The 25,954-nt window shown below is 60.6% G+C and carries 24 protein-coding genes and 1 pseudogene; 16 read left to right on the top strand and 9 right to left on the bottom strand.

Annotated elements, in window-relative coordinates; genetic code table 11:
* Positions 1-68 precede the first annotated feature (68 nt).
* Positions 69-1,037: a LysR family transcriptional regulator gene (locus E1573_RS06700; RefSeq protein WP_133211858.1), complete on the top strand. Its 969-nt coding sequence runs from the start codon at positions 69-71 to the stop codon at positions 1,035-1,037.
* A gap of 118 nt (positions 1,038-1,155) precedes the next feature.
* Positions 1,156-2,721, top strand: coding sequence for a PAS domain-containing methyl-accepting chemotaxis protein (locus E1573_RS06695; RefSeq protein WP_133211856.1), 1,566 nt, complete (start codon positions 1,156-1,158; stop codon positions 2,719-2,721).
* Here the strand turns inward: E1573_RS06695 and E1573_RS06690 are convergent.
* The 3 genes from E1573_RS06690 to E1573_RS06680 form a co-directional block, all read right to left on the bottom strand.
* Positions 2,718-3,335 (bottom strand): alpha/beta fold hydrolase, encoded by a 618-nt coding sequence (locus E1573_RS06690; RefSeq protein WP_133211854.1) that lies wholly within the window; start codon positions 3,333-3,335, stop codon positions 2,718-2,720. The genes E1573_RS06695 and E1573_RS06690 overlap by 4 nt on opposite strands.
* Positions 3,336-3,363: 28 nt before the next feature.
* Positions 3,364-4,149 (bottom strand): sulfite exporter TauE/SafE family protein, encoded by a 786-nt coding sequence (locus tag E1573_RS06685; protein ID WP_133211852.1) that lies wholly within the window; start codon positions 4,147-4,149, stop codon positions 3,364-3,366.
* A 174-nt stretch (positions 4,150-4,323) separates the two neighbouring features.
* Positions 4,324-4,944, bottom strand: coding sequence for a helix-turn-helix domain-containing protein (locus tag E1573_RS06680; protein ID WP_133211850.1), 621 nt, complete (start codon positions 4,942-4,944; stop codon positions 4,324-4,326).
* Positions 4,945-5,069: 125 nt separating this feature from the next.
* Here E1573_RS06680 and E1573_RS06675 point away from each other — a divergent pair, with 125 nt between their 5' ends.
* The 3 genes from E1573_RS06675 (at position 5,070) to E1573_RS06665 (ending at position 7,739) form a co-directional block, all read left to right on the top strand.
* Entirely contained in the window at positions 5,070-6,200 is a 1,131-nt protein-coding gene (locus tag E1573_RS06675; protein WP_133211848.1) for an FAD-binding oxidoreductase, read from the top strand.
* 20 nt (positions 6,201-6,220) lie between these two features.
* Positions 6,221-6,598, top strand: coding sequence for a RidA family protein (locus E1573_RS06670; RefSeq protein WP_133211846.1), 378 nt, complete (start codon positions 6,221-6,223; stop codon positions 6,596-6,598).
* 73 nt (positions 6,599-6,671) lie between these two features.
* A complete protein-coding gene (locus E1573_RS06665; RefSeq protein WP_133211844.1) occupies positions 6,672-7,739 on the top strand; it encodes a hypothetical protein in 1,068 nt (355 codons plus the stop codon).
* A gap of 43 nt (positions 7,740-7,782) precedes the next feature.
* Here E1573_RS06665 and E1573_RS27205 read toward each other — a convergent pair whose 3' ends face one another.
* From E1573_RS27205 to E1573_RS06655, 3 genes and pseudogenes are all read right to left on the bottom strand, one after another.
* On the bottom strand, positions 7,783-8,523 hold the full coding sequence (locus E1573_RS27205) for a methyl-accepting chemotaxis protein (RefSeq protein ID WP_371925137.1): 741 nt from the start codon (positions 8,521-8,523) through the stop codon (positions 7,783-7,785).
* Between the two features lie 114 nt (positions 8,524-8,637).
* Positions 8,638-9,669 (bottom strand): annotated as a pseudogene (locus E1573_RS27200) (cache domain-containing protein); the annotation flags it as partial.
* A 135-nt stretch (positions 9,670-9,804) separates the two neighbouring features.
* Complete coding sequence (locus tag E1573_RS06655; protein ID WP_133211840.1) at positions 9,805-10,707, bottom strand: LysR family transcriptional regulator; 903 nt, start codon at positions 10,705-10,707, stop codon at positions 9,805-9,807.
* Between the two features lie 124 nt (positions 10,708-10,831).
* On the opposite strand from E1573_RS06655, the gene E1573_RS06650 reads away from it, so the two are divergent.
* Positions 10,832-11,278, top strand: a complete 447-nt coding sequence (locus E1573_RS06650; protein ID WP_133211838.1) for a PACE efflux transporter — start codon at positions 10,832-10,834, stop codon at positions 11,276-11,278.
* 6 nt (positions 11,279-11,284) lie between these two features.
* Here E1573_RS06650 and E1573_RS06645 read toward each other — a convergent pair whose 3' ends face one another.
* Positions 11,285-12,331: a hypothetical protein gene (locus E1573_RS06645; RefSeq protein ID WP_133211836.1), complete on the bottom strand. Its 1,047-nt coding sequence runs from the start codon at positions 12,329-12,331 to the stop codon at positions 11,285-11,287.
* Positions 12,332-12,707: 376 nt separating this feature from the next.
* Here E1573_RS06645 and E1573_RS06640 point away from each other — a divergent pair, with 376 nt between their 5' ends.
* The 7 genes from E1573_RS06640 to E1573_RS06610 all read left to right on the top strand — a co-directional run bounded on the left by E1573_RS06640 (position 12,708) and on the right by E1573_RS06610 (position 22,310).
* Positions 12,708-14,405 carry a bifunctional diguanylate cyclase/phosphodiesterase gene (locus E1573_RS06640; protein WP_133211834.1) on the top strand — a complete coding sequence of 566 codons (1,698 nt, stop codon included), beginning with the start codon at positions 12,708-12,710 and terminating at the stop codon, positions 14,403-14,405.
* 114 nt (positions 14,406-14,519) lie between these two features.
* A complete protein-coding gene (gene kdpF / locus E1573_RS06635; RefSeq protein WP_105642480.1) occupies positions 14,520-14,609 on the top strand; it encodes a K(+)-transporting ATPase subunit F in 90 nt (29 codons plus the stop codon).
* 8 nt (positions 14,610-14,617) lie between these two features.
* Complete coding sequence (kdpA, locus tag E1573_RS06630) at positions 14,618-16,312, top strand: potassium-transporting ATPase subunit KdpA (RefSeq protein WP_133211832.1); 1,695 nt, start codon at positions 14,618-14,620, stop codon at positions 16,310-16,312.
* Positions 16,313-16,322: 10 nt separating this feature from the next.
* Entirely contained in the window at positions 16,323-18,377 is a 2,055-nt protein-coding gene (kdpB, locus tag E1573_RS06625; protein WP_133211830.1) for a potassium-transporting ATPase subunit KdpB, read from the top strand.
* 16 nt (positions 18,378-18,393) lie between these two features.
* Positions 18,394-18,954, top strand: a complete 561-nt coding sequence (gene kdpC / locus E1573_RS06620) for a potassium-transporting ATPase subunit KdpC (protein WP_133211828.1) — start codon at positions 18,394-18,396, stop codon at positions 18,952-18,954.
* Positions 18,955-18,963: 9 nt separating this feature from the next.
* The gene (locus E1573_RS06615; RefSeq protein ID WP_133211826.1) at positions 18,964-21,624 is read left to right on the top strand and encodes a sensor histidine kinase KdpD; all 2,661 of its coding nucleotides are present in this window, start codon (positions 18,964-18,966) and stop codon (positions 21,622-21,624) included.
* Positions 21,621-22,310, top strand: coding sequence for a response regulator (locus E1573_RS06610; protein WP_133211824.1), 690 nt, complete (start codon positions 21,621-21,623; stop codon positions 22,308-22,310). The genes E1573_RS06615 and E1573_RS06610 overlap by 4 nt, the downstream gene beginning before the upstream one ends.
* A 106-nt stretch (positions 22,311-22,416) precedes the next feature.
* Here E1573_RS06610 and E1573_RS06605 read toward each other — a convergent pair whose 3' ends face one another.
* The gene (locus E1573_RS06605) at positions 22,417-23,457 is read right to left on the bottom strand and encodes a patatin-like phospholipase family protein (protein ID WP_133211822.1); all 1,041 of its coding nucleotides are present in this window, start codon (positions 23,455-23,457) and stop codon (positions 22,417-22,419) included.
* 157 nt (positions 23,458-23,614) lie between these two features.
* On the opposite strand from E1573_RS06605, the gene E1573_RS06600 reads away from it, so the two are divergent.
* From E1573_RS06600 to E1573_RS06590, 3 genes are all read left to right on the top strand, one after another.
* A complete protein-coding gene (locus E1573_RS06600; protein ID WP_133211820.1) occupies positions 23,615-23,893 on the top strand; it encodes a hypothetical protein in 279 nt (92 codons plus the stop codon).
* A 14-nt stretch (positions 23,894-23,907) separates the two neighbouring features.
* On the top strand, positions 23,908-24,675 hold the full coding sequence (locus E1573_RS06595) for a CHAD domain-containing protein (RefSeq protein ID WP_133211818.1): 768 nt from the start codon (positions 23,908-23,910) through the stop codon (positions 24,673-24,675).
* 81 nt (positions 24,676-24,756) lie between these two features.
* Complete coding sequence (locus tag E1573_RS06590) at positions 24,757-25,557, top strand: acyl-CoA thioesterase II (RefSeq protein WP_133211816.1); 801 nt, start codon at positions 24,757-24,759, stop codon at positions 25,555-25,557.
* Here E1573_RS06590 and E1573_RS06585 read toward each other — a convergent pair.
* Positions 25,554-25,916, bottom strand: a complete 363-nt coding sequence (locus tag E1573_RS06585; RefSeq protein WP_133211814.1) for an Mpo1-like protein — start codon at positions 25,914-25,916, stop codon at positions 25,554-25,556. The genes E1573_RS06590 and E1573_RS06585 overlap by 4 nt on opposite strands.
* Positions 25,917-25,954: the final 38 nt, after the last annotated feature.

Genomic DNA, 25,954 nt, shown 5'->3' with positions numbered 1-25,954 from the left:
GACGTGTTCGTCTTTCGAGTAGGCATCGTTAAACGGTGGCGACACTCGATGGTTCCCAGGTGTTATGCATGAAGTCAACCGTGGTTTCCGTTGCCCGCAAACTCAAGCTTTATCAGTTGGTGGTCTTCGACCAAGTGCTGCGTAGTGGTTCACTGGTGGGGGCTGCCCAGGCACTGAACCTGACCCAACCAGCGGTGACCAAGATCATTCGTGAGATGGAAACCTTCCTCGGCGCAGACCTATTGGTACGAGGTAACCGTGGAGTACATGCCACGGACCTGGGCAAGGTTGTGGAGCGCCGGGTTCATGCCATGTTGACCGAGCTGCGCAGCCTGACCGATGAGGTCAATGCCTACCATAGCGGCACCACCGGCCAGGTGATGGTCGGTTCCCTGACCTCTACTTCAGCGTTACTGGTGCCGCACACATTACGCCTGCTCAAGGAAAGCGCACCAGGCGTCCTGGTAACGGTGCGCGTTGGTCATATGGATCAGTTGTTCTCCAGTTTGCTGGCCGGTGAGCTGGATATAGTGGTCGGACGGATCCCCGATGATTGGCGCTGGCACGAATATGAGCCACGGCTGAACGTCGATGTGCTGTGCGAAGAAGGGCTGTGCATCGTCGCCGGCGCCAACCATCCACTGCATGTGTGCAGCCAACCTGTGAGCCTGGCGGCATTGCATAACTTCCCTTGGATACTGCCCCCACGCAGTGGCTTGCTTCGTCGCACCGTCGATAGCCTGTTTGAAGAGCAGGGCCTTGAGCCGCCTGTGAACGTGATCGAGTCGGTCGCGGCACTGACCAACTATGAACTGATGCAAGATCAACGCACCGTCGGCTTTTTCTCGGTTCAAACCGCTCAACAACTGGCCCTTGGGGGCAAGCTCAAGGCGTTTGATCTAGGCAAGCCTATGCGTTTCGGCAGCATTGGATGCTTTTACTCGGCCAGCCGAACACTCGATCCGGCTGCACGGTTGTTCCGAGAGTGTTTGACGCTGGCCACTCAGTCTCCGGCGGATGACGCCGCAGCTGATTGATCAGCTATTCCTTATCGCTATAGCCACGCTCACTCTATTGATGGGTTGTGGCTAATTGCCATGCATAAAATAAGGGTATCTGTACTGAATTGATTTACGCACTCACGGATACCCGATTATGAAAACCAATCTGCCGGTCACCCAGCAGGAAGTCATCTTCCAGAACGAGCAGCGGCTGATATCGGCCACCGACCTGCAGGGCAATCTGACCTACTGCAATGACGAGCTGGTGGCAATCAGCGGTTTCAGCCGTGAGGAGCTAATGGGCAGTGCGCACAACATCGTGCGCCACCCCGATATGCCGGAAGCAGTCTTTGCCCATATGTGGTCGTACTTGAAGGCAGGCAAAAGCTGGATGGGTATCGTCAAGAATCGGTGTCGCAATGGCGATCACTATTGGGTCAGTGCCTATATCACGCCAGTGCTGGAAGGCAATACGGTTGTGGGTTACGAGTCGGTCAGGGTCAAGCCGCAGCGGGCCGACATCGAGCGTGCTTCGGCAGTGTATGAGCGCATGCGTACGGGCAAGCGTAGCGGCGATATCAAGCGCTTGATGGGTTCTGTGATCGAGCACGGGCTTGCACCGGTAGTACTGGGCATTCCTGTTGTGGCCGCCGTGATTTATCTGGATAGCTGGCCGGCCATTGCAGCTGTGGCCTGTGGTTTCATCGGCATGCAGGTTGCGGCCCAGTGGCGCCTGCAACGCCGCTTCGCCGAGGCCAGACGCGTGACACCAGACAGTTTTGACAGCGAGTTGATCGCCCGTACCTACACCGACGAGCAGGGCCCGGTTGCGCAACTGATGATGGCGCTGATCAGCGAGCAGGCCAAGTTGCGTACCGCGCTGAGCCGTTCGGGTGACTACGCCAGCCAGACCGAGTCCATGGCCACTGAAAGCGGGAAGCTGGCGCAGGCATCGGAGTTGTCACTGCAACGCCAACGTGATGAAACTGACATGGCCGCCACCGCCATGACGCAGATGGCGGCGTCGATTGCCGAGGTGTCCAGTCACATTCATGACACCGCCCGAGAAGCCGAGGGCGTTAACCAGCTGACCCAGGTGGGCTCCGAGGAAGCGGGCAAGACGCGCGTTGTGATTGAGACGTTGCAGCAGACGGTGAATCAGATCAGTCAGTCGGTGGAGCATTTCGCGGATGAAACCCAGTCGATTCAGATCGCCTCGAACATGATCCGGCAGATCGCCGATCAGACCAACCTGCTGGCGCTCAACGCCGCGATTGAAGCTGCGCGTGCCGGGGAACAGGGACGTGGATTTGCGGTGGTTGCCGATGAGGTGCGAGCGTTGGCCTTCAAGACCCAGGAATCGACTGAAACCATTCAAAGCATTATTCAGTCGTTGCACGGTGCGGCCAACCAGGCGGTGGAGATTGCCCGCCAAGGCAGTGATGAAGCTCACGCCGGGGTGGATCAGGTGATCGCCACGCAAAATGCCCTCGACGGAATCAGTGTCGCCGTGGAGCGCATCCATCAGATGACGGAACAAATGGCGGCTGCCTCCGAGCAGCAAGCCCATGTGGCCGAAGACATCAGCCGGCAGATCACGACCATCGCTCAGGTCTCGGAGCAGAACGTCGATATCGCCGCCAGCTCCGCTACGTTGGGGCTGGAGCTGGAGCATACCGCGCACGAGATGTACGCGTTGGTCGACAGGTTCAATCGTTAGGTGGTGAGCAGGAGATGTTCGTCTATCAGCCCGGCTACCTGCGCGGCATGGCTCAACCCGAGGTCATGTCCCGCGTTTGGCAGCACATGCAGCGCCGCCTTCGGCAATAGTCGGGCAAGGTGTTCTCCCACGTTGACCGGGCTGATCGGGTCGTTATCACCCCAAAGCAACAGAACCGGCATCTGTAGCTCGGCCATGCGGTCACTGAGGTCGCTGTGATCATCGATGAACCAGCGCGGCAAACTCGGAAACTCCGCGGTGAACGCCGAACGCCAGTCTCGGGCACCGAAGGCTGGCATGTTCACTCCGCCGGACGTCACGCTAAGCACCAGATGTGTGATGTGTTCGGGCTTTTCCAGCGCCGCACGCACCGCCACGATGCCCCCCATCGATTGCGCGACCAGCGCAGTGGGTTGGTCGATATGAGGGAGTAAGCGGGATACCAGATCATCCATGCCGTGTACATCTGGATCTGCGGGCGTGGAGCCAAAGCCAGGCCAGCCCATGTGCAACTGTTGAGCGCGATGGGCAAGGTGTTGGGCCGCCGGGCGCCAGAAGTCGGTGTTACCCGAGGCGCCGGGGAGGAAGATGAGTCTGGAGGGCAGGGGCGTCAACAGGACCTCTGTGTCAGATGGCGTGCACTTAGAACGCCAGTTTGTATCCGATCATCAGCAGCATACCCGCCAGGCAAGGGCGCAGGACGCTGTCGGAAATACGCCCGGTCAGGTGGCTGCCCAGGTAGATACCTGGTAGTGAGCCGAGCAGCAGATAACCCAGCAATGACCAATCCATGTTGCCCATGCTGGCGTGGCCCAGGCCTGCAACCAGGGTCAACGGCACCGCGTGAGCGATTTCGGTGCCGACCAGGCGGCGGGTGACCAGAAACGGGTAGAGCAGAAACAGCGCTACCGTACCCAGCGCGCCAGCGCCGATGGACGTCAGCGAGACCATGACACCGAGGATGATACCGGTGACCACGGTCAACAGGTTGAGGCTGGTGCCGCTCAAGTGATAACGATCGCCTGCGTGTTTACTGGCGAAGGCCTGCAGTTTGCTTTTGAACAGAATGGCCAGGGCGGTGAGCACCAGTACAACGGCCAGGCCTTGCTTGATCACGGCGTTGGCAGCCTGGGTGTCGGCATCCAGGGTGCTAAGGAACCACAGGGTTGCGGCGGCGGCCGGGACGCTGCCCAGGGTCAGCCAACCGGTGATTTTCCAGTCGATGTTTTTCTGCTTGCTGTGCACCCAGACGCCGCTGGCTTTGGTGATTGCGGCATACAACAGGTCAGTGCCCACGGCGGTGGCCGGGCTGATGCCGAACCACAGCAGGATCGGAGTCATCAGAGAACCGCCGCCAACGCCGGTCATGCCGACGATGAAACCTACGATAAGGCCAGCAATGGTGAAGCCAAACGAACCTACATCCATAATCTACCTAAACGCCCAACGTGCCCGTGATCGGATGCCAGCCAGCATAAAGGTTTTTTTATAGCGAAATAGACTAGTTCGTTATTAGGTTATAACCGAACTCCTGCTGTAGGAGCGGGCTTGCCCCGCGATTGCGGTGTGTCTGTAGCATTGCATCGCGGGGCAAGCCCGCTCCTACCGGTCAGTCATCACCACCATGACTTGGGCATCGCTGCCGTCTTCACTCTCCGACAGGTAGATATGCCCGACGTTGCTGTTGAAGTACGCAGTCTCTTGCTCGCCAATGCTCACAGACTCCCCCGTCTCGAACACAATCCGTACCCGGCCATTTAACACCAGGGCAAATTCCTGCCCGGGGTGGCGGATGAATTCGTCGAACTGTTGCCGCTCACGGGCAATGATGCGGGCGTACATCGGCGTCATCAGGCGCTCGGGAAACTCCCCGGCAATCAGCTGATATTCGTAAGTTCCGGTGCTGTAGCCCGGGCCTGAAGGCAGTGGATGAACCACTACGGTGGTCGACGCCGGCACTTCGCCCATCTCCGCTGAACGAAACAGTTGGGCGATGTCGACATTCAGCGCCCGTGCTGCTGCGGCGAGTTTCTCGTAGCTCACCGACACCTGCGCCAACTCCATTTTCGACAAGGTCGATACCGGCACGCCGGAGCGTTCCGACAATTGCTTGAGGGTCAGTTGCTGACTTTTGCGCACGGTGCGCAGGCGGGCACCGACTTCACTGCGGTCGATCGGGGAATGTGAACCAGCGCGGTCGGCGGCAGGGGAGCGGTCACTCATCAAGGGTCTCGGTCAGGCATTTCGGAAGGGCATCTTACCGTGGGCGCTTGCCTAATCGTAAATTCTCATATATTAGAATTCTCATAAGTGATAATTTCAATTTTCTTTCAGGCATTGGCAAGGTTATGACGCAGACATTTGACAGCGTGATCATTGGTGCCGGTATTGCGGGTGCGTCCCTGGGGTACCGGCTGGCAGACCAGCAAAAGGTGCTGTTGCTCGAGCGTGAATCGCAAGCCGGCTACCACTCCACCGGGCGTTCGGCAGCGATGTTCATGGAGGCCTATGGCACGGCGCAGATTCAGGCGTTGACCCGCGCCAGCCGGGCTTTCTACGAGTCGCCTCCGGAAGGTTTCTGTGAGCACCGGCTGCTTGAACCACGCGGCTGTCTGTACGTTGCCAACCTTGAGCAACAGGAGCTGCTCGCCAGCAGTTACGCGCAGAACCTGGCCAATGGCACCGAAGTGCATCTGCTCGACTCTGAGGCTGCGGTGGCGATGGTGCCGAGCCTGCGGGGTGAGGCCATTGTCGGCGCCTACCATGAGCCGGGCGCGATGGACCTTGATGTACATGCCTTGCACCAGGGCTTTCTGCGTGGCTTCCGTCAGGCTGGTGGTGAGCTGCGCTGCAATGCTGAACTGGTCGAGGGCTGTTTTGCCGATGGCCTGTGGCATCTGCACCTGGCCGATGGCAGCGTGGTGCAGGCACGTCAGTTGATCAACGCTGCTGGCGCCTGGGCCGATCAAGTCGCTTCACTCTGCGGTGTGCCGCCGGTGGGCTTGCAGCCGTGCCGGCGTAGTGCGTTCACGTTCGACGGGCCGCACGATCAGGCGTTTGCCCAGTGGCCAGCGGTCATTGGCGTGGACGAGAGTTTCTATTTCAAACCCGACGCTGGCCAGTTGCTCGGCTCGCCAGCCAATGCCGACCCGGTTGCGCCACAGGACGTAATGCCAGAAGAGCTCGACGTAGCCATCGGCATCTACAACATCGAAGCCCTGACCACGTTGACGATCCGTCGGCCCAGCCATACCTGGGCCGGGCTGCGCTCCTTCGTCGCCGATGGTGACCTGGTCATTGGCCGCGACCCGCAAAACCCTGCGTTTTTCTGGCTGGCAGCCCAGGGCGGCTATGGCATCCAGTCGGCGGCCGGGGTGTCGCAGTTGGCCTGTACGTTGCTGCTGGACCAGCCGCTTCCCGCTTCATTGCACCGCGAAGGTGTCGAGCCGCAACGCTTGTCGCCAGCGCGTTTTCGTTAATTACCCAGAAGGACTTTTCCATGAGCTCGACCATTGAACGTATTCCCAGCCACCTGCCGTTTCCGTTTTCCAAGGCCATCAAGGTTGGCGGCTTTGTCTTTCTTTCCGGTCAGGTGCCGATGACCGCCAGCGGTGAAGTGGTACGTGGCGACATCCAGACCCAGACCCAGGCCACCCTGGAGCGCATCGGCGAAACCCTGGCCGAGTGCGGTGTCGGCTTCGGGCAGGTGGTCAAGGCCACGGTGTGGTTGTCTGACATGGCCCACTTCGCCGGTTTCAACGAGGTCTACAAAACTTTCTTCGGCGAAGGATATCCCGTGCGTTCCACCGTGAGCGCGGGGCTGGCGCTGGGCGTGGATGTGGAGATCGAAGTACAGGCTTGGATCGGTCACGACTAAGACCTTCTGCCTGCGTGGTGCTGGGTAAAAACAACAAGGTCCGAGCAGGGCCATAGATGCCAGAGGGTTCGAGATGAAAGAACAGCTTAAAATTGCAGGCGCCTTCATTGGCGTGATCGTGGGTGCAGGTTTTGCCTCAGGGCGGGAACTGTTGCTGTTTTTCGTCAACTTCGGCCTGTGGGGGCTGCTCGGTACGCTGATCAGCGCTGCGCTGTTCACCTTTCTCGGCATGGCCCTGGCAGGGCTCGGCAACCGGCTGCAGGCAGCGTCGCACAAAGATGTGGTGTATGCCATTTGCGGGCGCTACCTGGGCTTGTTCGTCGACCTGTTGATCACCTTCTTCATGTTCGGCGTTACGGTAGTGATGCTGGCAGGCGGCGGTGCATTGCTTGAGCAGCAGTTCGGCATTCCGGCGCTGGTCGGTAGCGTGCTGGTGACCTTGGTGGTGGTGGCGGTGGTGTGCCTCGATGTGCAGAAGGTTATCGTGCTGATTGGCGCCGTCACACCGTTCCTGATCCTGGCTGCCGTGGCGATTGCGATGTATGCAGTGTTCACCCGCGACCTGAGCTTTACCGCTCTGGACCAGATTGCCAGCCAGCAGGAGGCGGGCGCCAGTCACTGGTTGCTGGGGGCCTTGGTGTATGTGTCGTACAACGTAGTGGCCGGTGCACCGATGCTGGCGATTCTCGGAGGCTCGGCGCGCCTGGAAAAGACCGCCATCTGGGGTGGCATTCTCGGGGGGCTGGGGCTGGGCGGCTTGATGCTGGTGATGAGTGCCGGTTTGCTGTCGCGTTTGGATACCGTGGCGGATTTGCCAATGCCGATGTTGTCGATTGCCACTGAGATCTCCCCGGCACTGGGTGTGATCATGTGCATCATCATCTTCGGCATGATCGTTAACACCGCCGTGGGCATGTTCTATTCGTTTCTCGCCCGGCTGTTGCCGGCAGGCACCCGTCGTTTCCGTCTCGGGGCTGTCGGGGCGGGCGTGGCAGCGTTTGTGTGTAGCTTGATTGGCTTCATCAGCCTGGTCGGCCAGGTCTATCCGGTGTTTGGTTACCTGGGTTTTGTGGTGATGCTCGCGGTGCTGGTGGGCTGGCTGCGTATGGGCAACATCAAGCGCGCAGTCGTGGCGCAGTGAACAGCGCAAGGCGAGGGGCCTATGACCCTCGCCTTGCGTGGGCTCAGATTTTGAAGCTGTCGACCAATTGTTTCAGACGCCCGGCCTGTTGGGCCAGGGCGTCGCAATGACGCAGGGTGTCATTGAGGTTGGCCACGCCTTGCTGGTTCAGCACGTTGATCTGGGTAATGTCCAGGTTCAGGCTCTCGACCACCGCGGTTTGCTCCTCGGTAGCCGCCGCGACCGACTGGTTCATACCGTCGATTTCCCCAATACGCTGGGTCACGCTGCTCAGGCGTTCACCGGCCTGATTGGCAACCGTCACGCTTTCTTCGCTCGACACCTGGCTGGCGTTCATGTTGTGTACCGCCTCGCGCGAGCCGACCTGCAGCGTGGTGATCATCTTGTGGATCTCCTCGGCCGACTCCTGAGTGCGGTGTGCCAGGTTGCGTACTTCATCGGCCACCACCGCAAAACCGCGACCGGCTTCTCCGGCACGAGCGGCCTCAATGGCAGCGTTCAGGGCCAGCAGGTTGGTTTGTTGGGAGATACCTTTGATCACATCGAGAATCTGCCCGATATCGTCGGTGCTGGCGTTGAGCGTTTCGATCTGCTGGCACGATTCGCTGATCTTCTGCGACAGCGAAGTCATCGCCGAAATGGTTGCTTCCACCACCTGACGGCCATCGTTGGCTTGCTCACTGGCACCGCTGGCGTGCTGCGAAGCATCGGCAGCGTTGCGGGCGATTTCCTGGGTCGCAGCGCCCAACTCATTGATCGCTGCCGCCACGCTGTTGGTGCGCATGCTCTGCTCTTCAGAGCCGATGATCGAGGCGTTGGACGCGCTCATCACCCGTTCGGACAAGTCATGAACCTGGCGGGTGGCTGAAGACACTTCGGCAATCGAGGCGTGAATGCGCTCGACAAACTGGTTGAAGGCGCCGGCCAGTTCGCCGAACTCGTCTTTGTTCTCGACGACCAGGCGGCGAGTCAGGTCGCCTTCGCCTTGCGCGATGTTCTGCATGGCGCGGCCCATCGTGGTCAGCGGACGCATCAGCACCGGAATCAGCAGGCTCAGCAAACCGGCAATGGCAGCCACCGCGATGAGCATGGCGATGATGGCTGATGTGCGGAATTTGCCGATGGCAGCGTAGGCTTTGTCTTTGTCGATGGACAGGCCGATGTACCAGTCGGCCGAAGGCAGGCCGCTCACCGGTGCGAAAGAAATGATTTGCTCTTTGCCGCCCAAGGTCACGTCATGAATGCCCGGTGCTACTTGTACGGAGCTGCCCGGGTAGATGTCCTTGAGTTTTTTCATGACATAGTCTTTGTTCGGGCTGACGATCACCTGGCCATTACCGTCCACCAGGAAGGCATGGCCGATGCCGCCGAAATCCACGGCGTTGATGATATCGACCAGAGTAGCCAGGCTCAGGTCGCCACCCACCACACCGAGCAGTTCGCCGTTGGCTTTGCCCTTCACCGGCATGGCAATGGTCACCACCAGGCCACCGACGGCGGCCATGTAAGGCGGGGTCAGCATGGTCTGATTGGCAGCGACGGCAGCGGTGTACCACGGGCGTTGGCGCGGGTCGTAGCCGTCAGGCATCTTCGCGTCGGGGCGCTGGGTGAACACACCGTTGGCCTGGCCGACGTAGGTGAACTGGAAGTTGTTGGTGAATGCAGGCTGATCGACCAAGCCGGGGAAGTCGCCGTTGGCACCCTGGTGGGCGACGTTCTGAGCGAGGCTCTCCAACACCAGGATGCGACCGCTCATCCAATTCTGCACACTACTGGCCGCCTGCGCACCGGCTTGCTTGACCCTTGACTCGATGTTGTGTCGGATGCTGTTGCGTTGTAGGTAGTCGTTGTAGAGGGTGAATAAAGCAAATGCCAGAACCACGACGCCGCAGGCGCACAGCAGGATCTTGTGGCGAAATTTCAGGTTCATGTTCCGAGACCTTGTGCCAGTAAAGAGGAGTGCCGAGCGGTGCTTTTGGCCAGTGCTCGTAACTATCCAGAGCGCTATCGGCCTCGGTTGCGGAAAATTAAAAGGCAAATTGCCGCAGGGTGTGACAGGTTTTTGCTAGCCGGCAGCCCGTGACGTTAAACGCGTGAGGTGCCTGACCAGTTCCTGAGCGGCTTTCTGCAAAGGCTGGTTGTGACGCCAGAATGCATGCACGGGCAACTGCAGCTCGTTACGGGTGTTCTTGAAGTCCAGGCGCAACAAACGCCCGCTCTCCAGCAGCGGTGCAACCCGCGATAGCGGAAAATCCCCCCAGCCCAAACCTGTTTCGACCATTTCCAGCGCCATGCTCAGGCTGTCGGTGCGCCAATGGGCTTTGCCGATCAGGGCGCGGGTGTCGGTAATGGGCAGGTCGCGACTGGCCACCAGAATCTGTCGGACATTGACCAGGTCTTCGAGGTAGGCAATCTGCCGGGGTTGGCGCTGCAGGGCAGGGTGCTGTGGCGAGATGATTGCCACCAACGACTCCATGCCGATGTTCTGGAAGCGCTGTTGCGGGTTGACGGCCAAGCCGGCGAAGGCCAGGCACAGATTGACCCGGCCACTGCGCAGCAACTGCAGCGCCTCTTCCTGAGGGGCGCTCAGTACCTCGACCTCCAGTAACGGATAGCACTCGCTGAGGGCTTTGATGGCCGCCAGTAATGGGCGGTGATCGATGTCGGGCACCACACTGATTGCCAGGGTGCTCTCCAACCCTTGGGACAACTCCAGGGCATGCACCTGTAACTGCCCTAGTTGCGCGGCAATCATCCGGGCATGGGGTTCCAGGGCCAAGGCCTCGGCGGTGGGCCGGGTCTCCCGGTGGGTGCGCTCGAACAGGCTGTAACCCAACTCGGCTTCAAGGTGCCCAACGGCCATGCTCACTGCCGAAGGTACACGCCCCAAGGCGCGAGCGGCGGCCGAGAACGAACCGTGATCAAGCACGGCAAGAAACAGTTCGATGTTATCGCTGGAAAAATTCAAGTCGGCTATCTCCTTTCAGTAAAGTTGATAGCTGTTAACTTTTTCTGTCAATAATACTGATGCAATCTTGCGCACCGCTGCCGCCCTGAAGGGTGGTGTTTGAAGCTGCAATCGAGGTATTACGGTGCAAGGTGTAAAACGCAAACTGGTCTACGTGACCGCCTACGAAGCCATTGGCCTGTGCATGTCGACCCTGGGGTTGGCGTACTTGTCAGACACGGCGCCCAGCAATACAGGGCCCTTGGCAGTGATGATCACCACCATCGCCATGGCCTGGAACTTTATCTACAACACCCTGTTCGAGTACTGGGAAAGCCGTCAGGTCAAGCGTGGGCGCAGCGTCACCCGGCGGGTGGTGCATGCCATTGGCTTTCAGCTGACCTTGGTGGTTTACCTGATTCCGCTGATTGCCTGGTGGCTGGACATGAGCCTGATCGAAGCCTTCCTGGTGGATCTGGCGTTCATCATCCTGATCCCTTGCTATACCTTCCTCTTCAACTGGTTGTTCGATCGCCTGTTTGGCCTGCCGACTTCGGCCCAGGCGCGCGACGACAACCCTGTGGCCGCCTGACGCGAGCTACTGCGCGGGCAGGACGATGCGTAACGACCCCTGCTCGCTATCGTTCTGCAGTTGCCGGGCACCGAGCAGGTTTTCTTCGATCTCACCAGACAAGTAGTACACCCCGGCCATGGCGCCGGTCTTGCGGTTTTCCATCAGTTCACGCCATTCCTCGTTGAGCGCTACATTGAGGATGACCCGCAGTTGCTCGATCATCTGCGGCTGCTCCTGGTTGTGGGTGATGACACCGTAACCGGTCGCTGCCACCGAGATGAGAGCCCCCGCCACGCGGCCCACCGCACTGGCCACCGCACTGGCGATACCGCGCGGCGCCAGGGTTGCCCCGAGCTTTTCACTGGCCTGCTGCGCTACCGATGAAAGGCCGACATCCGAGCGCTGGGTACCGGCTCGCACGGCGCTGTGCATATGCCCGACCAACGCCGCATAGGCCGGCTGCTCGGCCAGCGGTTTGCTGTACAGCAACTGGTAGAGCGAGGCATTGCGTGCTGCAGGCGGTCCGAGGTTGATGGCCTGGATGCGCGTCAGGCGCAGGTTGAGTTGCTCAGGTGGCGCGCGGTAGCGCTTGGCAATCTGCTGTACCTGTTGGCCAAGCAACTGGATGTACAGCTCCATGGCACGATCACGAATGCCTTCCGGGTCGATCTCTTTGGATACCTGGTCGAGCACCCGCTGGTGATACTGCTCCTGCAGGTACAACGCCAGGCGTTTCTCCGGCGGCTCCTTGCCCTCGCCACTGTTCATCCGGTACCAGGCCACTTTCATGGTCAGCCATTGCTGGGTCCAGTAACCGGTGAACCAGGGAATGAAGTCACTTTCAGTGAATTGCTGCACGCGGTCCTTCCACACCCGCATGGAGCGTCGTGCATAGTCATTGACCGAGCTGGTACTGGCCAGTGAAGCGTCGATGATCTCCCGGTCGATTTGCTCCCAGGTGGCGGGGCTCAGTTGCACAGGCGGCGGCTCGACAGGCGGTTGGCGCGAGGCGCAACCACCCAGTGCGAGTAGCACAATGAACACCAACAGGAGAGGGGAACAAGGGGTCACCAGCACTACCCCCTTGTGACGGGATGCTTTGCAGGATGGATGCCTCGATGATTTCAGTATAGGTGGCAGGGGAATGCAGGATGCATCAGAAGGTAATAAGGCAGGGCTGTAGGTGCAGGCTTAGAAGGCGGGGGAGCGGAGTTTTCATTCTGACTTTTTGGTCAACTTAATTTTATTAAAAAACAACCAGTTATGTGAATCAATAGCCATTTGGTAGCAGAAAAACCGTCACCTGTTGTCACAAAAATGTGATGTAATTTGTAGGGTTATTTGAACCAAATGTCATACCGCGTGTAGCGAAGTGGAAATACATATATTTGGGCTGCGTGCCCTGGTCGAGCGCTTTACACGCTGACTTTCCAGGTACGAGGCTTTCATGGACGACAATTACCGCGCAGCCGTTGATGCGGCGGCGATCTTTTCTGAAACCGACCTCAGTGGTCGGATCACTTACGTCAACGAACAGTTCTGCAGCATCTCCGGCTATGGCCGCGAGGAGCTGTTGGGGGCCAATCACCGTATTCTCAATTCCGGCCTGCACGAGCCCGCGTTTTTCGATGGCATGTGGCGTGCTCTGGTGGCTGGCAAGGTCTGGAAGGGTGAAATCTGCAACCGGGCCAAGGACGGTTCGTTGTATTGGGTCGACAGCACCATGGTGCCGCTGATCGATCCGACCAGTGGCCGGGTGCGCAAGTACGTGTCGATCCGGTTTGATGTCACCGAAAAGCGCCAGCTTTTGCACACCCTGCAGTGGCGGGTAGGGCACGACGTGCTGACCGGCCTGCCCAACCGTGCCTACTTGTCCGACCTGCTCAATCAGGCCCTGGAGTTTTCGCGCAAGGAAGGCATTGCCCTGGCCGTGTGCATGCTCGACCTGGACGGTTTCAAGGCCGTCAATGACGGCTACGGCCATGCCTGCGGCGACTTGCTGCTGGTGGAAGTGGCCACGCGGCTCAAGGGTATCCTGCGCGGTGGTGATGCGGTGGCACGGCTATCCGGGGACGAGTTCGTGCTGATTCTGCGCGATGTGCCCGATGCCGCGCAGTTGCAACTGGCGCTGGAGCGGGTGCTCAAGGCAATTGCCGCGCCGTACACGATTCGCGATCGAGAGGTCAGCGTCAGCGCCAGTATCGGGGTGACGTTGTTCCCGCTCGACAATGAAGACGCCGACACCCTGGTGCGCCATGCCGATCAGGCGCTGTATGTTGCCAAGCAACGTGGGCGCAACCGCTATCACCTGTTTGATGTGTCGCTGGACCGTGAGGTTAAAGCCACCCACCAAACGGTGGCCCGCGTACGCCAGGCGTTGAGCAAGGGCGAGCTGTGCCTGCATTACCAGCCCAAGGTCAACATGCGCAGTGGTCAGATCCTCGGTTTTGAAGCCTTGCTACGTTGGCGCCACCCGCTCAAGGGGGTGGTGACGCCGGGCGATTTCTTGCCGTTGGTGGAGCAGACCGACCTGATCGTCGAGATCGGAGAATGGGTGATCGAACAGGCGATGGCCCAGATGCAACGCTGGCAGGAGGCCGGCCATGCCTGGCCAGTGAGCGTGAATATTGCCGCCCGGCATTTTCACCGCGGCGATTTTGTCGAGCGGCTGGAACGTTTGCTGGAGCGCCATGCATCGGTACCGGCGCACATGCTTGACCTGGAAATTGTCGAGTCGGTTGCCATCGAAAATATCCAGCGGGTCAGCCAGTGCCTGGAAGCGTGCCAACAATTGGGTGTGCAATTCTCTCTGGATGACTTCGGTACCGGTTACTCCTCCCTGAGTTACCTCAAACGCTTGCGCACGCGCACGATCAAAATCGACAAGTCGTTCGTTCGCGACATTCTTCACGACCAGGATGACCTGGCCTTGACCCAGGCGGTGATCAGCCTGGCCACGGCGTTCGGGCGTCAGGTGATCGCCGAAGGCCTGGAAACCGTCGAGCACGGCCAGGTGTTGATGGGCCTGGGCTGCGACATCGCCCAAGGTTATGGCATTGCCCGACCAATGCCACCTCAAGCGGTGATCGACTGGGTCGCCGGGTACGTTCAGCCGCTCCAGTGGAGGGCGCCGAGCGCTGACTGAGCGGCTTCTTTACGTATTCTTTATGACCTGGCCCGCCTCCTGATCTCGCACCTTTACAGGGGCTCTACCGACAATAACCGTCAGCGGCAAGTGCCGTAAGGACGGAGAGTTTCGATGAGCATTCTGGACGGGGTGTCACTGCTGTTGGCAGTGGCGTTGATGATCTACCTGATGGTCGCGCTGCTGCGCGCAGACCGGGGTTAGGAGCGGCCATGCACAGTTACGATTACGCAGTGCTGCTGGCGTTCTTCGCGCTGGTGTTGCTCCCGGCACCTTGGCTGGGACGCTTCTATTACAAGGTCATGGAAGGTCAGCGCACCTGGCTGTCGCCGGTCCTCGGGCCGGTGGAGCGGGGCTGCTACAGGCTTTCCGGGGTTAATGCCGACGCCGAGCAAAGCTGGAAGCAGTACACCCTGGCCTTGCTGACCTTCAACCTGGCGGGCTTTGTGCTGGTGTTCGCGGTGCTGCTGTTGCAAGGCTACCTGCCACTCAACCCGCAGAAGCTGCCGGGTCAGGAGTGGTCGCTGGCGTTCAATACCGCGGTGAGTTTCGTCACCAATACCAACTGGCAGGCCTACAGCGGCGAAGCGTCGGTCAGCTACCTGAGCCAGATGATCGGCCTGACCGTGCAGAACTTTGTCAGTGCCGCCACCGGCCTGGCCGTACTGGTCGCGCTGTGTCGCGGTATTGCCCGGCGCTCGGCCAACACCCTGGGTAACTTCTGGGTCGACATGACACGTGCCACCCTGTACGGCTTGCTGCCACTGTGCGTGCTGCTGGCCTTGTTTCTGGTCTGGCAGGGCGTACCGCAGACGTTCAGCGATTACGTCCAGGCGTTGACCCTGCAAGGCACCGAGCAGACCATCCCGCTCGGCCCGGCAGCCAGCCAAATCGCAATCAAGCAACTGGGCACAAACGGCGGCGGCTTCTTCGGTGTCAACTCGGCGCACCCGTTCGAGAACCCGACGGCCTGGAGCAACCTGTTCGAGATGGCCTCGATCATTCTGATCCCGGCGGCGCTGGTGTTCACGTTCGGCCATTACGTCAAAGACCTGCGCCAGAGCCGGGCAATCATCGCCTGCATGTTGGCCCTGTTCCTGATCGGCGGCGGTACTGCACTGTATGCCGAGTACCAGGCCAACCCGAGCCTGAACAACCCTCAGGTTGCCCAGAGCGCACCGCTGGAAGGTAAAGAGAACCGTCTCGGTACCACCGCCAGCGTGCTCTGGACGGTGACGACCACTGCCGCTTCGAACGGCTCGGTCAACAACATGCATGACAGCCTCAACCCCATCAGCGGCATGGTCGCAATGGTCAACATGATGGTTGGCGAGGTGATCTTCGGCGGCGTGGGTGCCGGGCTCTACGGCATGTTGCTCAACGTGCTGATCGCGGTGTTCCTGGCCGGTCTGATGATTGGCCGCACGCCGGAGTACCTGGGCAAGAAACTCCAGGCGCGCGAGGTTCAACTGCTGGTGGCAACCCTGTTGGTGATGCCGGTCGGTGTGCTGGTGCTCGGCGCCCTGGCGGCAAGCTTGCCTGGCCCTGTGGCGTCGGTGACCAACCCCGGTGCCCACGGCTTCAGCCAGGTGCTTTACGCCTATACATCGGCCAGTGCCAACAACGGTTCGGCGTTTGCCGGGTTCGGTGCCAACACCACCTTCCACAACCTGATGCTGGGCGTGGGCATGTTGATCGGCCGCTTTGGTTACATCCTGCCGGTGCTGGCCCTGGCAGGCAGTCTGGCCCTGAAGAAAACCGCGCCCATCGGCGAGAACAGCTTCCCGACTCACGGCCCGCTGTTCGCCACCTTGCTGGTGGTAACCATCCTGTTGATCGGTGGCCTGACGTTCCTGCCGGCCCTGGCCCTTGGCCCGATCACTGAACACTTGAGCCTGGGTTTCTAAGGAGCGAATCATGAACATGCCGATTCCTGAAGTGAAAGCGGCCCCGACTCCGGCGGCACGCACCAGCTTTGCCGCGTTGTGGCGCCCGGCGTTGGTTCAGGCTTTTATCAAGCTTGATCCGCGTCAGTTGAAACGTTCACCGGTGATGTTGGTGGTAGAGCTGACGGCCATTTTCACTACCGTGTTGTGCCTGGTACCCGACAGCGGTGTAGCCACTGCCGTGGCGGTGCAAATCGCCTTGTGGTTGTGGTTCACCGTGTTGTTCGCCAACTTTGCCGAGGCTTTGGCGGAAGGCCGTGGCAAGGCCCGTGCTGACAGCCTCAAGGCCGGTAGTCAGGGCCTCAGCGCCCGGCGTCGTAACGCCTCGGGCGGTTTCGAGGTGGTGCCTGCCACCAGCCTGCGCAAAGATGATGTGGTCAAGGTGGTTGCTGGCGAGATGATCCCTGGCGATGGCGAAGTGCTCGAAGGGATTGCTGCGGTCAACGAGTCTGCGATCACAGGCGAATCGGCCCCGGTGATCCGCGAGTCCGGTGGTGACCGTTCGGCGGTGACGGGTAATACACGCCTGGTCTCTGACTGGCTGTTGATCCGTATCACCAGCAACCCCGGTGAGTCGACCCTGGACCGCATGATCGCCTTGGTCGAAGGTGCCAAGCGTCAGAAGACCCCGAACGAAATCGCTCTGGACATCCTGCTGATCGGCCTGACCATGATCTTCCTGGTGGTCGTGGTGACCTTGCAACCGTTCGCCCATTTTGCCGGCGGTAGTATCCCGCTGGTGTTCCTGGTGGCGCTGTTGGTGACCTTGATTCCTACTACCATCGGCGGCCTGCTGTCGGCCATCGGCATTGCTGGCATGGATCGCCTGGTGCGTTTGAACGTAATTGCCCGCTCGGGCCGCGCGGTGGAAGCGGCGGGTGATGTGCATGTGCTGATGCTCGACAAGACCGGCACCATCACCTTCGGCAACCGTCGTTGCAGTGCCTTGCATGCCGCGCCCGGTGTCAGCTCCAAAGAGCTGGGCGAGGGCGCGTTGCTGGCGTCGCTGGCCGACGATACTGCCGAAGGCAAATCGATTGTCGAGTACCTGCGTCAGCTGCACGACTTCAAAGAGCCATCTGCCGATCAACTCACGCCCGTGGCGTTCAGTGCTGAGACGCGGTTGTCTGGCGTGGACTATCAGCAGCGCCAGCTGCGCAAAGGCGCCGTGGATTCAGTGCTGGCGTTTGTCGGTATGCAGCGTCTGGAAATGCCGGCCTCGCTGGCCCGCGAAGTGGACAAGATCGCTCAGAGCGGCGGTACCCCGCTGCTGGTGTGTGCCGACAAGCGCCTGCTGGGTGTGATTCACCTCAAAGACGTGGTGAAGCCCGGGATTCGCGAGCGCTTTGCCGAACTGCGCAAGCTGGGCATTCGCACCGTGATGGTGACCGGTGACAACCCGCTGACAGCCGCCGCCATTGCCGCCGAAGCGGGTGTTGACGACGTGCTGGCCGAAGCTACACCGGAGAAAAAACTGGCGCGTATCCGCCAGGAGCAGAACGACGGGCGATTGGTTGCCATGTGCGGCGACGGCGCCAACGATGCCCCGGCGCTGGCCCAGGCCGATGTCGGCATGGCCATGAACGACGGCACCCAGGCCGCCCGCGAGGCCGCCAACATGGTCGACCTGGACAGCGACCCGACCAAGCTGCTGGACGTGGTTCAGGTCGGCAAGGAGCTGTTGGTTACCCGCGGCGCGTTGACCACCTTTTCGATTGCCAACGACGTGGCCAAGTATTTCGCCATCCTGCCCGCGCTGTTCGCTGCCATCTACCCGCAACTGGGCGTGCTCAACCTCATGCACCTGAGCAGCCCGCAGAGTGCGATTCTCTCGGCCATTGTTTTCAACGCGCTGATCATTGTCGTGCTGATTCCGCTGGCCCTGCGCGGGGTACGGGTACAGGCCGACAGTGCTGTGCACCTGCTGCGTCGTAACCTGCTGATCTACGGCCTGGGTGGCCTGATCGTACCGTTCGCCGGGATCAAGCTGATCGACATGCTGCTGACTGCGTTGCATCTGGTTTGATGCCAAGGAGATGAACATGACAACTTACATTCGCCCGGCCGTTAGCCTGATCATGCTGATGACCCTGATCACCGGTGTGGCTTACCCGTTGGTGGTCACCGGAGTGGCTCAGGTGGCGTTCCCGGAACAGGCCAACGGTAGCCTGCTTCGCGATGATCAAGGCCAGGTCCGCGGTTCGCGGTTGATTGCCCAGAATTTCAAGGGTGATGCCTGGTTCCACTCACGGCCTTCGGCGGCCGACTACGCCACCGTCGCCAGCGGTGCCAGCAACCTGGCACCGAGTAATCCGGCCCTGGCTCAGCGCATCAACGACAGCGCGGCACAGCAGTACAACGAGGCACAGGGGCCGGTGCCACTGGACCTGTTGACCACCTCTGGCAGCGGCTTGGACCCGCACTTGTCACCGGCGGCCGTCGCTTATCAGCTACCGCGTGTGGCCGCTGCGCGACAAGTCAGTGCACAGGCCTTGCAAGCCTTGGTCGAGCAGTCCACCCTGCAGCCATTGATTGGCCCGCCGGTGGTCAATGTACTGACCTTGAACGCCGCCCTCGAACGGTTGGCCCCGGCCTCGAAGTAAGGACAGGCAGTGAGCGATAGCAATTCCGAACGCGCTGATGCGCTATTGGCGGGGCTGCCGCGCGCAGGGCGCGGCAGGCTCAAGGTGTTCCTCGGTGCGGCACCGGGCGTAGGCAAGACCTACGCCATGCTCCAGGCCGCCCATGCTCAGGTGCGCCAGGGCGTGCAGGTGCTGGCGGCGGTGGTTGAAACCCATGGTCGTGCCGAAACCGAATCTTTGCTCGCCGGCTTGGCACAGCAGCCGTTGGTGCGCACGCAGTACCGTGGTGTGCAACTGGAGGAAATGGACCTCGATGGCCTGCTCAAGGCGGCGCCACAACTGGCGCTGGTGGATGAGCTGGCGCATACCAATGCGCCGGGTAGCCGTCATGCAAAGCGCTGGCAAGATGTGCAGGAGCTGCTGGCGGCCGGCATTGATGTCTACACCACGGTTAACGTCCAGCATCTGGAAAGCCTCAATGACCAGGTACGTGGCATCACTGGCGTACAGGTGCGCGAAACCCTGCCGGACTGGGTGCTGCAAGAAGCCTTTGAGCTGGTGCTGATCGACCTGCCGCCGCGTGAGCTGCTGGAGCGTTTGCGCGAAGGCAAGGTGTATGTCCCCGAGCAGGCGAGGGCAGCCATCGATGCCTTCTTCAGCCAGACCAACCTCACCGCCTTGCGTGAACTGGCAATGCAGACCGCAGCAGCCCAGGTCGATGCCGATTTGGCGCATGGCTACCGTCAGCTTGGCCAGGACGCGCCGTCGCTGCGCGGTCGTTTGTTGGTGGGTGTCGATGGCGACGCCCAGGCCGAGCGCCTGGTGCGTCATGCCAGTCGGGTGGCTCAGCGCCGCCACTTGCCGTGGAGCCTGGTACATGTCGACAACGGCAGGTTGCGCGACGAAACCGCCCGCCAGCGTTTGCAGGCGGCGCAACAATTGGCCGAGCGTCTGGGCGGCGAAGTGGTGCTGCTGCGGGCGGGCGAAGTGGCCAAAACCCTGATTCAGCATGCGCTTGAGCGCCGTGCCAACCTGGTGTTGGTCGGCCAGTCGCGTGATCGGCTGCGCCGACGCCTGTTCGGCGCCGGGGTGGCCACGCGTTTACTGCGTGAAGCCCATGGCCTGGAAGTCAACGTGCTGGATCGGGATGAACGTCCTGAACCACCGAGTGCGGCGGTGAAGAAGGTCTGGGTTTGGCGGCATTATCTGTTGGCGCTGGTTGCCACCGTGCTGGCCACAGGTATTGCCTGGGGTGTTTCCACCGTACTGCCGCTGCCCAATATTTCGCTGGTGTTTCTGGCGGCCGTACTGTTGGTGGCGGTGCGCAGTAGTCTCGGGCCGGCCCTGGCCTGTGCGGTGATGTCGTTTCTGACCTATGACTTTTTGTTCATTCCTCCGAACTTCTCGTTCAGCATCCAGCGTGAAGAGGACGTGCTGACGTCGTTGTTCTTTCTGTTGATGGCCGGGCTCACCGGCAATCTGGCGGCGCGGCAGCGCCGCCAATTGCAAGCACTGCGCGAAACTCAAGGGCAGACCAATCAGTTGCTTGAGCTGTCGCGCAAGCTGACGGCTGCCACCGACCGCCAGGCCGTGTTCACTGCCGCCGGGCAGCATCTGGATGGTTGGAACGATTTGCAGGTGTGCTTACTGGAGCGGGATGTGGAAGGCCGTCTACAAGTGGCCAGTGCCGGCACTGTGCAGCTCAACGACAACGAGCGCGCGGCCGCCGACTGGGCCTGGCAGCATGATCAGGCCGCAGGGCTGGGCAGTGATACGTTGCCCAATGGTCGCTGGTGGTGGTGGCCATTGTCGGTGGAAGAGCAACCGCTGGCGCTGCTCGGCGTGCGTCCACGTCAGGGCCAGAACCTTACTGCGCAACGCCGACGCTTGCTCAAGGCGTTGAGCCAACCCTTGGCCCAGGCCCTGGCCAGGGCTCGGCTGGCCGAGCAACTGGAAGCGGCTCGCCTGCACGGTGAAACCGAACAGTTGCGCAGCGCCTTGTTGGCCTCGGTGTCCCATGACCTGCGTACACCGTTGACCGCCATGCGCGGCAGTATCGATAGCCTGTTGGCGTTGGGTGAGGCGATACCACCGGCCGACCGCCAGGAACTATTGGAAGGCACGCGCAATGAGGCTGAACGTCTGGATCGTTATATCCAGAACCTGCTGGACATGACTCGCCTCGGGCATGGTGGTTTGAAGCTGGCACGAGACTGGGTGGCGCCCACAGATATTGTCGGCAGTGCACTCAACCGCCTGCGCGTCGTCCTCGCGCCCCTGCAGGTCACGACCCAGGTGCCTGACGGCTTGCCGCTGCTATTTGTCCATGCCGCCTTGATCGAGCAGGCACTGGTCAATGTCTTGGAGAACGCTGCGCGTTTCTCTCCCGTCAACGGCCGCTTGCAACTGCAAGTCACGGCAGATGATGAACAGTTGAGCTTCGCCGTCAGCGACGAAGGCCCGGGTATTCCTCCGGCTGATCGTGAAAAGATCTTCGACATGTTCTACACCGCTGCGCGCGGCGATCGTGGCGGGCAGGGCACAGGCTTGGGGCTAGCCATCTGTCAGGGCATGATCGGCGCCCACGGCGGGCAAATTCTGGTGGGGGAGGGTATTGATGGTCACGGCACCTGCATCACACTATGCTTGCCGCTTCCGACCCAACCCGAGCCTGAAAGCGAAGCCCCATGAGCCAGATCGCAACCCTTCTGGTCATCGATGATGAACCACAGATCCGCAAGTTCCTGCGCATCAGCCTGAGCTCCCAGGGTTACAAAGTGCTGGAAGCGGCCACTGGTGCCGAAGGCCTGACCCAGGCCGCATTGGCCAAGCCGGACTTGGTGGTGCTGGACCTGGGCTTGCCCGACATGGACGGGCAGCAGGTACTGCGCGAACTGCGTGAATGGAGCCCGGTGCCAGTGCTGGTGCTGTCGGTGCGGGCCAGCGAAACTCAGAAGGTCGAGGCGCTGGATAACGGTGCCAACGATTACGTGACCAAACCTTTTGGCATTCAGGAATTTCTTGCACGGGTGCGCGCGTTGTTGCGCCAGGTGCCGCAAGCCACGGCAACGGAAGTCGCACCGAGCTTCGGGCCTTTGACGGTTGATCTGGCGTTTCGCAAGGTGACGCTGGACGGCGTCGAGGTAGCCCTGACCCGCAAGGAGTACGCACTACTGGCCCAACTGGCGACTCATCCGGGGCGGGTGATTACCCAGCAGCAACTGCTCAAGGACATCTGGGGGCCGACCCATGTCGACGACACCCACTACCTGCGCATCGTCGTCGCCCATGTGCGCCAGAAACTCGGTGATGACCCGACGGCGCCGCGCTTTATTGTCACCGAACCTGGCGTAGGCTATCGCCTGGTAGGCCCATAGGGCCTGGTAGGAGCAGGCTTGCTGTAGGAGCGGGCTTGCCCCGCGATTCGATATGACCGACAAACCGCAATCGCGGGGCAAGCCCGCTCCTACAGCAAGCCCGCTCCTACCGGCGTTCAGCCTCATAGTTTTCCAAGGTATCGCGGGCAATCTCCCGGCCCAGGGCGATCAGTTCCGGTGCCTTGTAGAACTCGAAGAAGCGGCACACCCGCTTGGGCACGTTGATCAGGATATCTGGCGGGTAGCCGGCAATCTTGTATTGGGCCAATGAGGTTTGCATCACCTCGAAACTCTGGTTGATCAGGTCCAGCAATGAAGCTGGCCCGACGTTGTCGATGATGAACGAACCCGCCGCTGACTTCGGTGCCCCATCGGTTTCCGGGGCCGCTGCCGGTTGCTGGGCTTCAGGGTCGGCAGCATCGCTGAGCCAAGGGTTGGGAATTTGCGCGGCTCGCGGTTGCAGATCTTGCTCAATGCGTAACAGTTGTTCAGCCTGCTTACGCCGGAACGGCAAGTGCGACCCCAAGGAACTGATCAGGTTGTCAAAGCGCAGCTTGAAGGCCGCTGGGCGCTCGATCACCGGCAACTGGTACTGCTTCTGGTTGGTCGAGTTGAGGTTCACGGCAATGATCAGGTCGCAATGGCTGGACACCACCGGAATGATCGGCAACGGGTTGAGAATGCCGCCATCGACCAGCATACGGTTGCCCTGTACCACTGGGGTGAACAGGCTGGGGATGGCCGCTGAGGCGCGCATGGCCTGGTGCAGGCAACCTTCCTGGAACCAGATTTCCTGCTGGTTGGTCAGGTCGGCAGCCACGGCTGTGTAGGGGATGCGCAGTTCCTCGATGTTCACTTCGCCGACGATTTTACGAATCTGCCCGAACACTTTCTCGCCACGGATCGCCCCCAGGCGAAAGCTCACATCCACCAGGCGCAACACATCCAGGTAGTCGAGGCTTTCAATCCAATTGCGGTACTCCTCAAGTTTGCCCGCAGCATAGATGCCACCAATGACCGCGCCCATGGAACAACCGGCGACACAGGCGATGTCATAGCCACGTCGTTCCAATTCTTCGATCACGCCAATGTGCGCATACCCACGGGCTCCGCCCGAGCCCAGCACCAATGCCACGCGTTTACTCATAATGGCTCCCGGTTGTCGTGCGTCGATGGTCTAACAATGCGCCCATTTGCGTCTGTGCTTCAATCGTCATGCGCGCTGCGCTACGCTTTGCAGGGCACTTTTCTTCTTTGTAGTCGTCGAACACGCCACGTTGAATATTTCTTTTGAGGGATCACCGATGAAAGCCTGGATTTGCCTGCCTCTGATTGCTCTGGTTCTGACTGGTTGTGCGGGTAAAACAGCCTATCGCGACAGCTGTGCCAATCAGTTGGACGCGGCCTGGAAAGAGCTTGATCTGGCCAAGGCGGAAGGCTTTGCCGGCACCGTCAGTTACTCCAAGGCCCTGTCGTTGTTGACCGGAGCCAAGACCCAACAGCAATTCGAGGCGTTCGAAGGGTGCAGCAACAAAGCTGAGAAAGCGCGTTTCTACATTCGTGAATCGCGCGCCGGGCGCTGACACAGGAGGAAACCATGGCGGTAATGCTTGACCACGTGATTGCCAACGTACTGGCCCTGCAGGTTCGCTTGCTCGGTTGCCAGGCGCGGCTGGCGGCGGATACCGACAGCGAAGCATTGCATGATCTGCGTATTGCCACGCGCCGCTTGCGCAGCTTGCTGCGGCCGCTGCACGACTTGCCGGGCGTCGATCACTTGGACGCCGCAGGGCAAGCACTGGGTAACCTGACCACACCGTTGCGGGATCGCGAAGTGCTGGCGGCGCAATTGCTTGAGTGCAATCAGATCTCGGCGGCGCAGGCCAGGTTGGCCCATCGCCGCCAGACGTATGCCAGCGTTGCCGAAAGCGCTGAGCTGCAGCGCTTGTTGGCGATTACCGATGCCTTTCCGATCTTCTTGCGCGCTGCTGAGCGAGAGGGTTTGATCCGGCGCTTGCACAAGCGCCTTGACCAACGCCTGGAAAAGCAGTGGAAAAAATTGCGCCAAGCACTGCAGGACCCTGCTCACGACCGCCATCGCTTGCGTTTGCTGATCAAACGGGTGCGCTATGCGGCAGAAGCCTATCCGCAGCTGGAGCATGCAGGGCGGCGTTTGCAGCGCACGCTCAAGTGCGCCCAAGGCGACCTCGGCGACTGGCACGACCGCTTGCAGTGGTTGCTGCAGGCCGAGCAGCAGCACGACTTGCAGCCCTGTGTTGCCCTGTGGCAAACGCAACTGCAGGAAGCCGAACAGCGTGCCGATGAGACGCTGGAGCGCTTGCAAGCAGTACTTGCGCAGCGATAAGCCGCTGATATGGCCGAAATGCGGGCTGTCCGTGTGACCTGCGCTGGTTAAGATCGGCGTTTTCCCACGGATGAGACCGGCATGAATTTTTCGAAACTGCTCAAAGCGGCGCACCTGCACCCTCAGTCGGTGTCGATTCCTGCCAGTTGGGCGCAGGGGCGGGCCTGTTTTGGTGGCCTGATGGCCGCCTTGCTTTATGAAACTATGCTGTCGAAAACCTCGCCCGGTCGCCCGGTGCGTTCTCTGGCGATTACCTTTGTGGGGCCGGCTGAGCCTGAAGTGCCGATCAGCTTCGAAGTGGAGTTGTTGCGTGAAGGCAAGGCGGTCAGTTCGCTATTGGGCCGTGCGATACAAAATGGCCAGGTTGTCACGTTGATGCAGGGCAGCTTCGGCGGCGGGCGCACATCAATGGTCGATGTTCCGGCTTTGCCCGCCGTGGAAATGCCCGAGCTGGGAGCGGCCGCCAGCGAACTTCCCCACATCCCAGGCGTAACGCCAGAGTTCATGCAGCATTTCGCCCTGCGTTGGGCCGTCGGCGGGCTGCCGTTCAGCAACAACCAATCACGCACCATGGGCGGTTATGTCCGGCTGCGGGACGAGGGCGGTGACGAAACCTTGAGTGAAGCGCACCTGCTGGCCTTGGTTGATGCCTGGCCGCCATCGTTGATGCCGTTCCTGAACAAACCGGCGGCTGGCAGCACCCTGACCTGGACCATCGAGTTCCCCCAGCCGGTGCCGAGCCTGACCACTCTGGACTGGTGCAAGTACTGTGTGCACACCGAGCATGCCCGTGATGGCTATGGGCATGCATCGGCGGCCCTGTGGACGGTTCAAGGCGAGTTGTTGGCCATCAGCCGCCAGACGGTGACTGTGTTTGCCTAATGACGATGGCGGTTGCGCCAGGCACGCCACCAGGCGCCGCTCAGCACGAAACGAGGAAAGGTGACGAACTGTTCGACGAGCAACCGGCCGACGGCATCTTTGCGATCGCTGAACGGTTCCGGTTGTTCGGCTTCGAGTCGGTGCCCCTGACGTTGCATGCCCAGGCCGGCGATCAGGGCAATGATGCCCACCGCCAGTTGCCCAAGGTCCAGTGAGAACAGCCCGGACAGCACCAGCAGCGCGCCAAGGATGAACAGCGGGACGGCGATCAGGTGCAACACCAGGTTGGTCGGGTTGCGGTGGTTGTGGTGGTAGCTACGCCATTGCCAGGCGTGCAGGTTGGGCAGGCGTTTGTTCATGGGGCTATTCCTCAGGGTGCTGTTTGAAGAATAGTGCG

The organism is Pseudomonas sp. H9 (assembly GCF_004353925.1).
Taxonomy (GTDB): Bacteria; Pseudomonadota; Gammaproteobacteria; order Pseudomonadales; family Pseudomonadaceae; genus Aquipseudomonas.
This window is presented reverse-complemented; position numbering and strand designations above follow the sequence as displayed.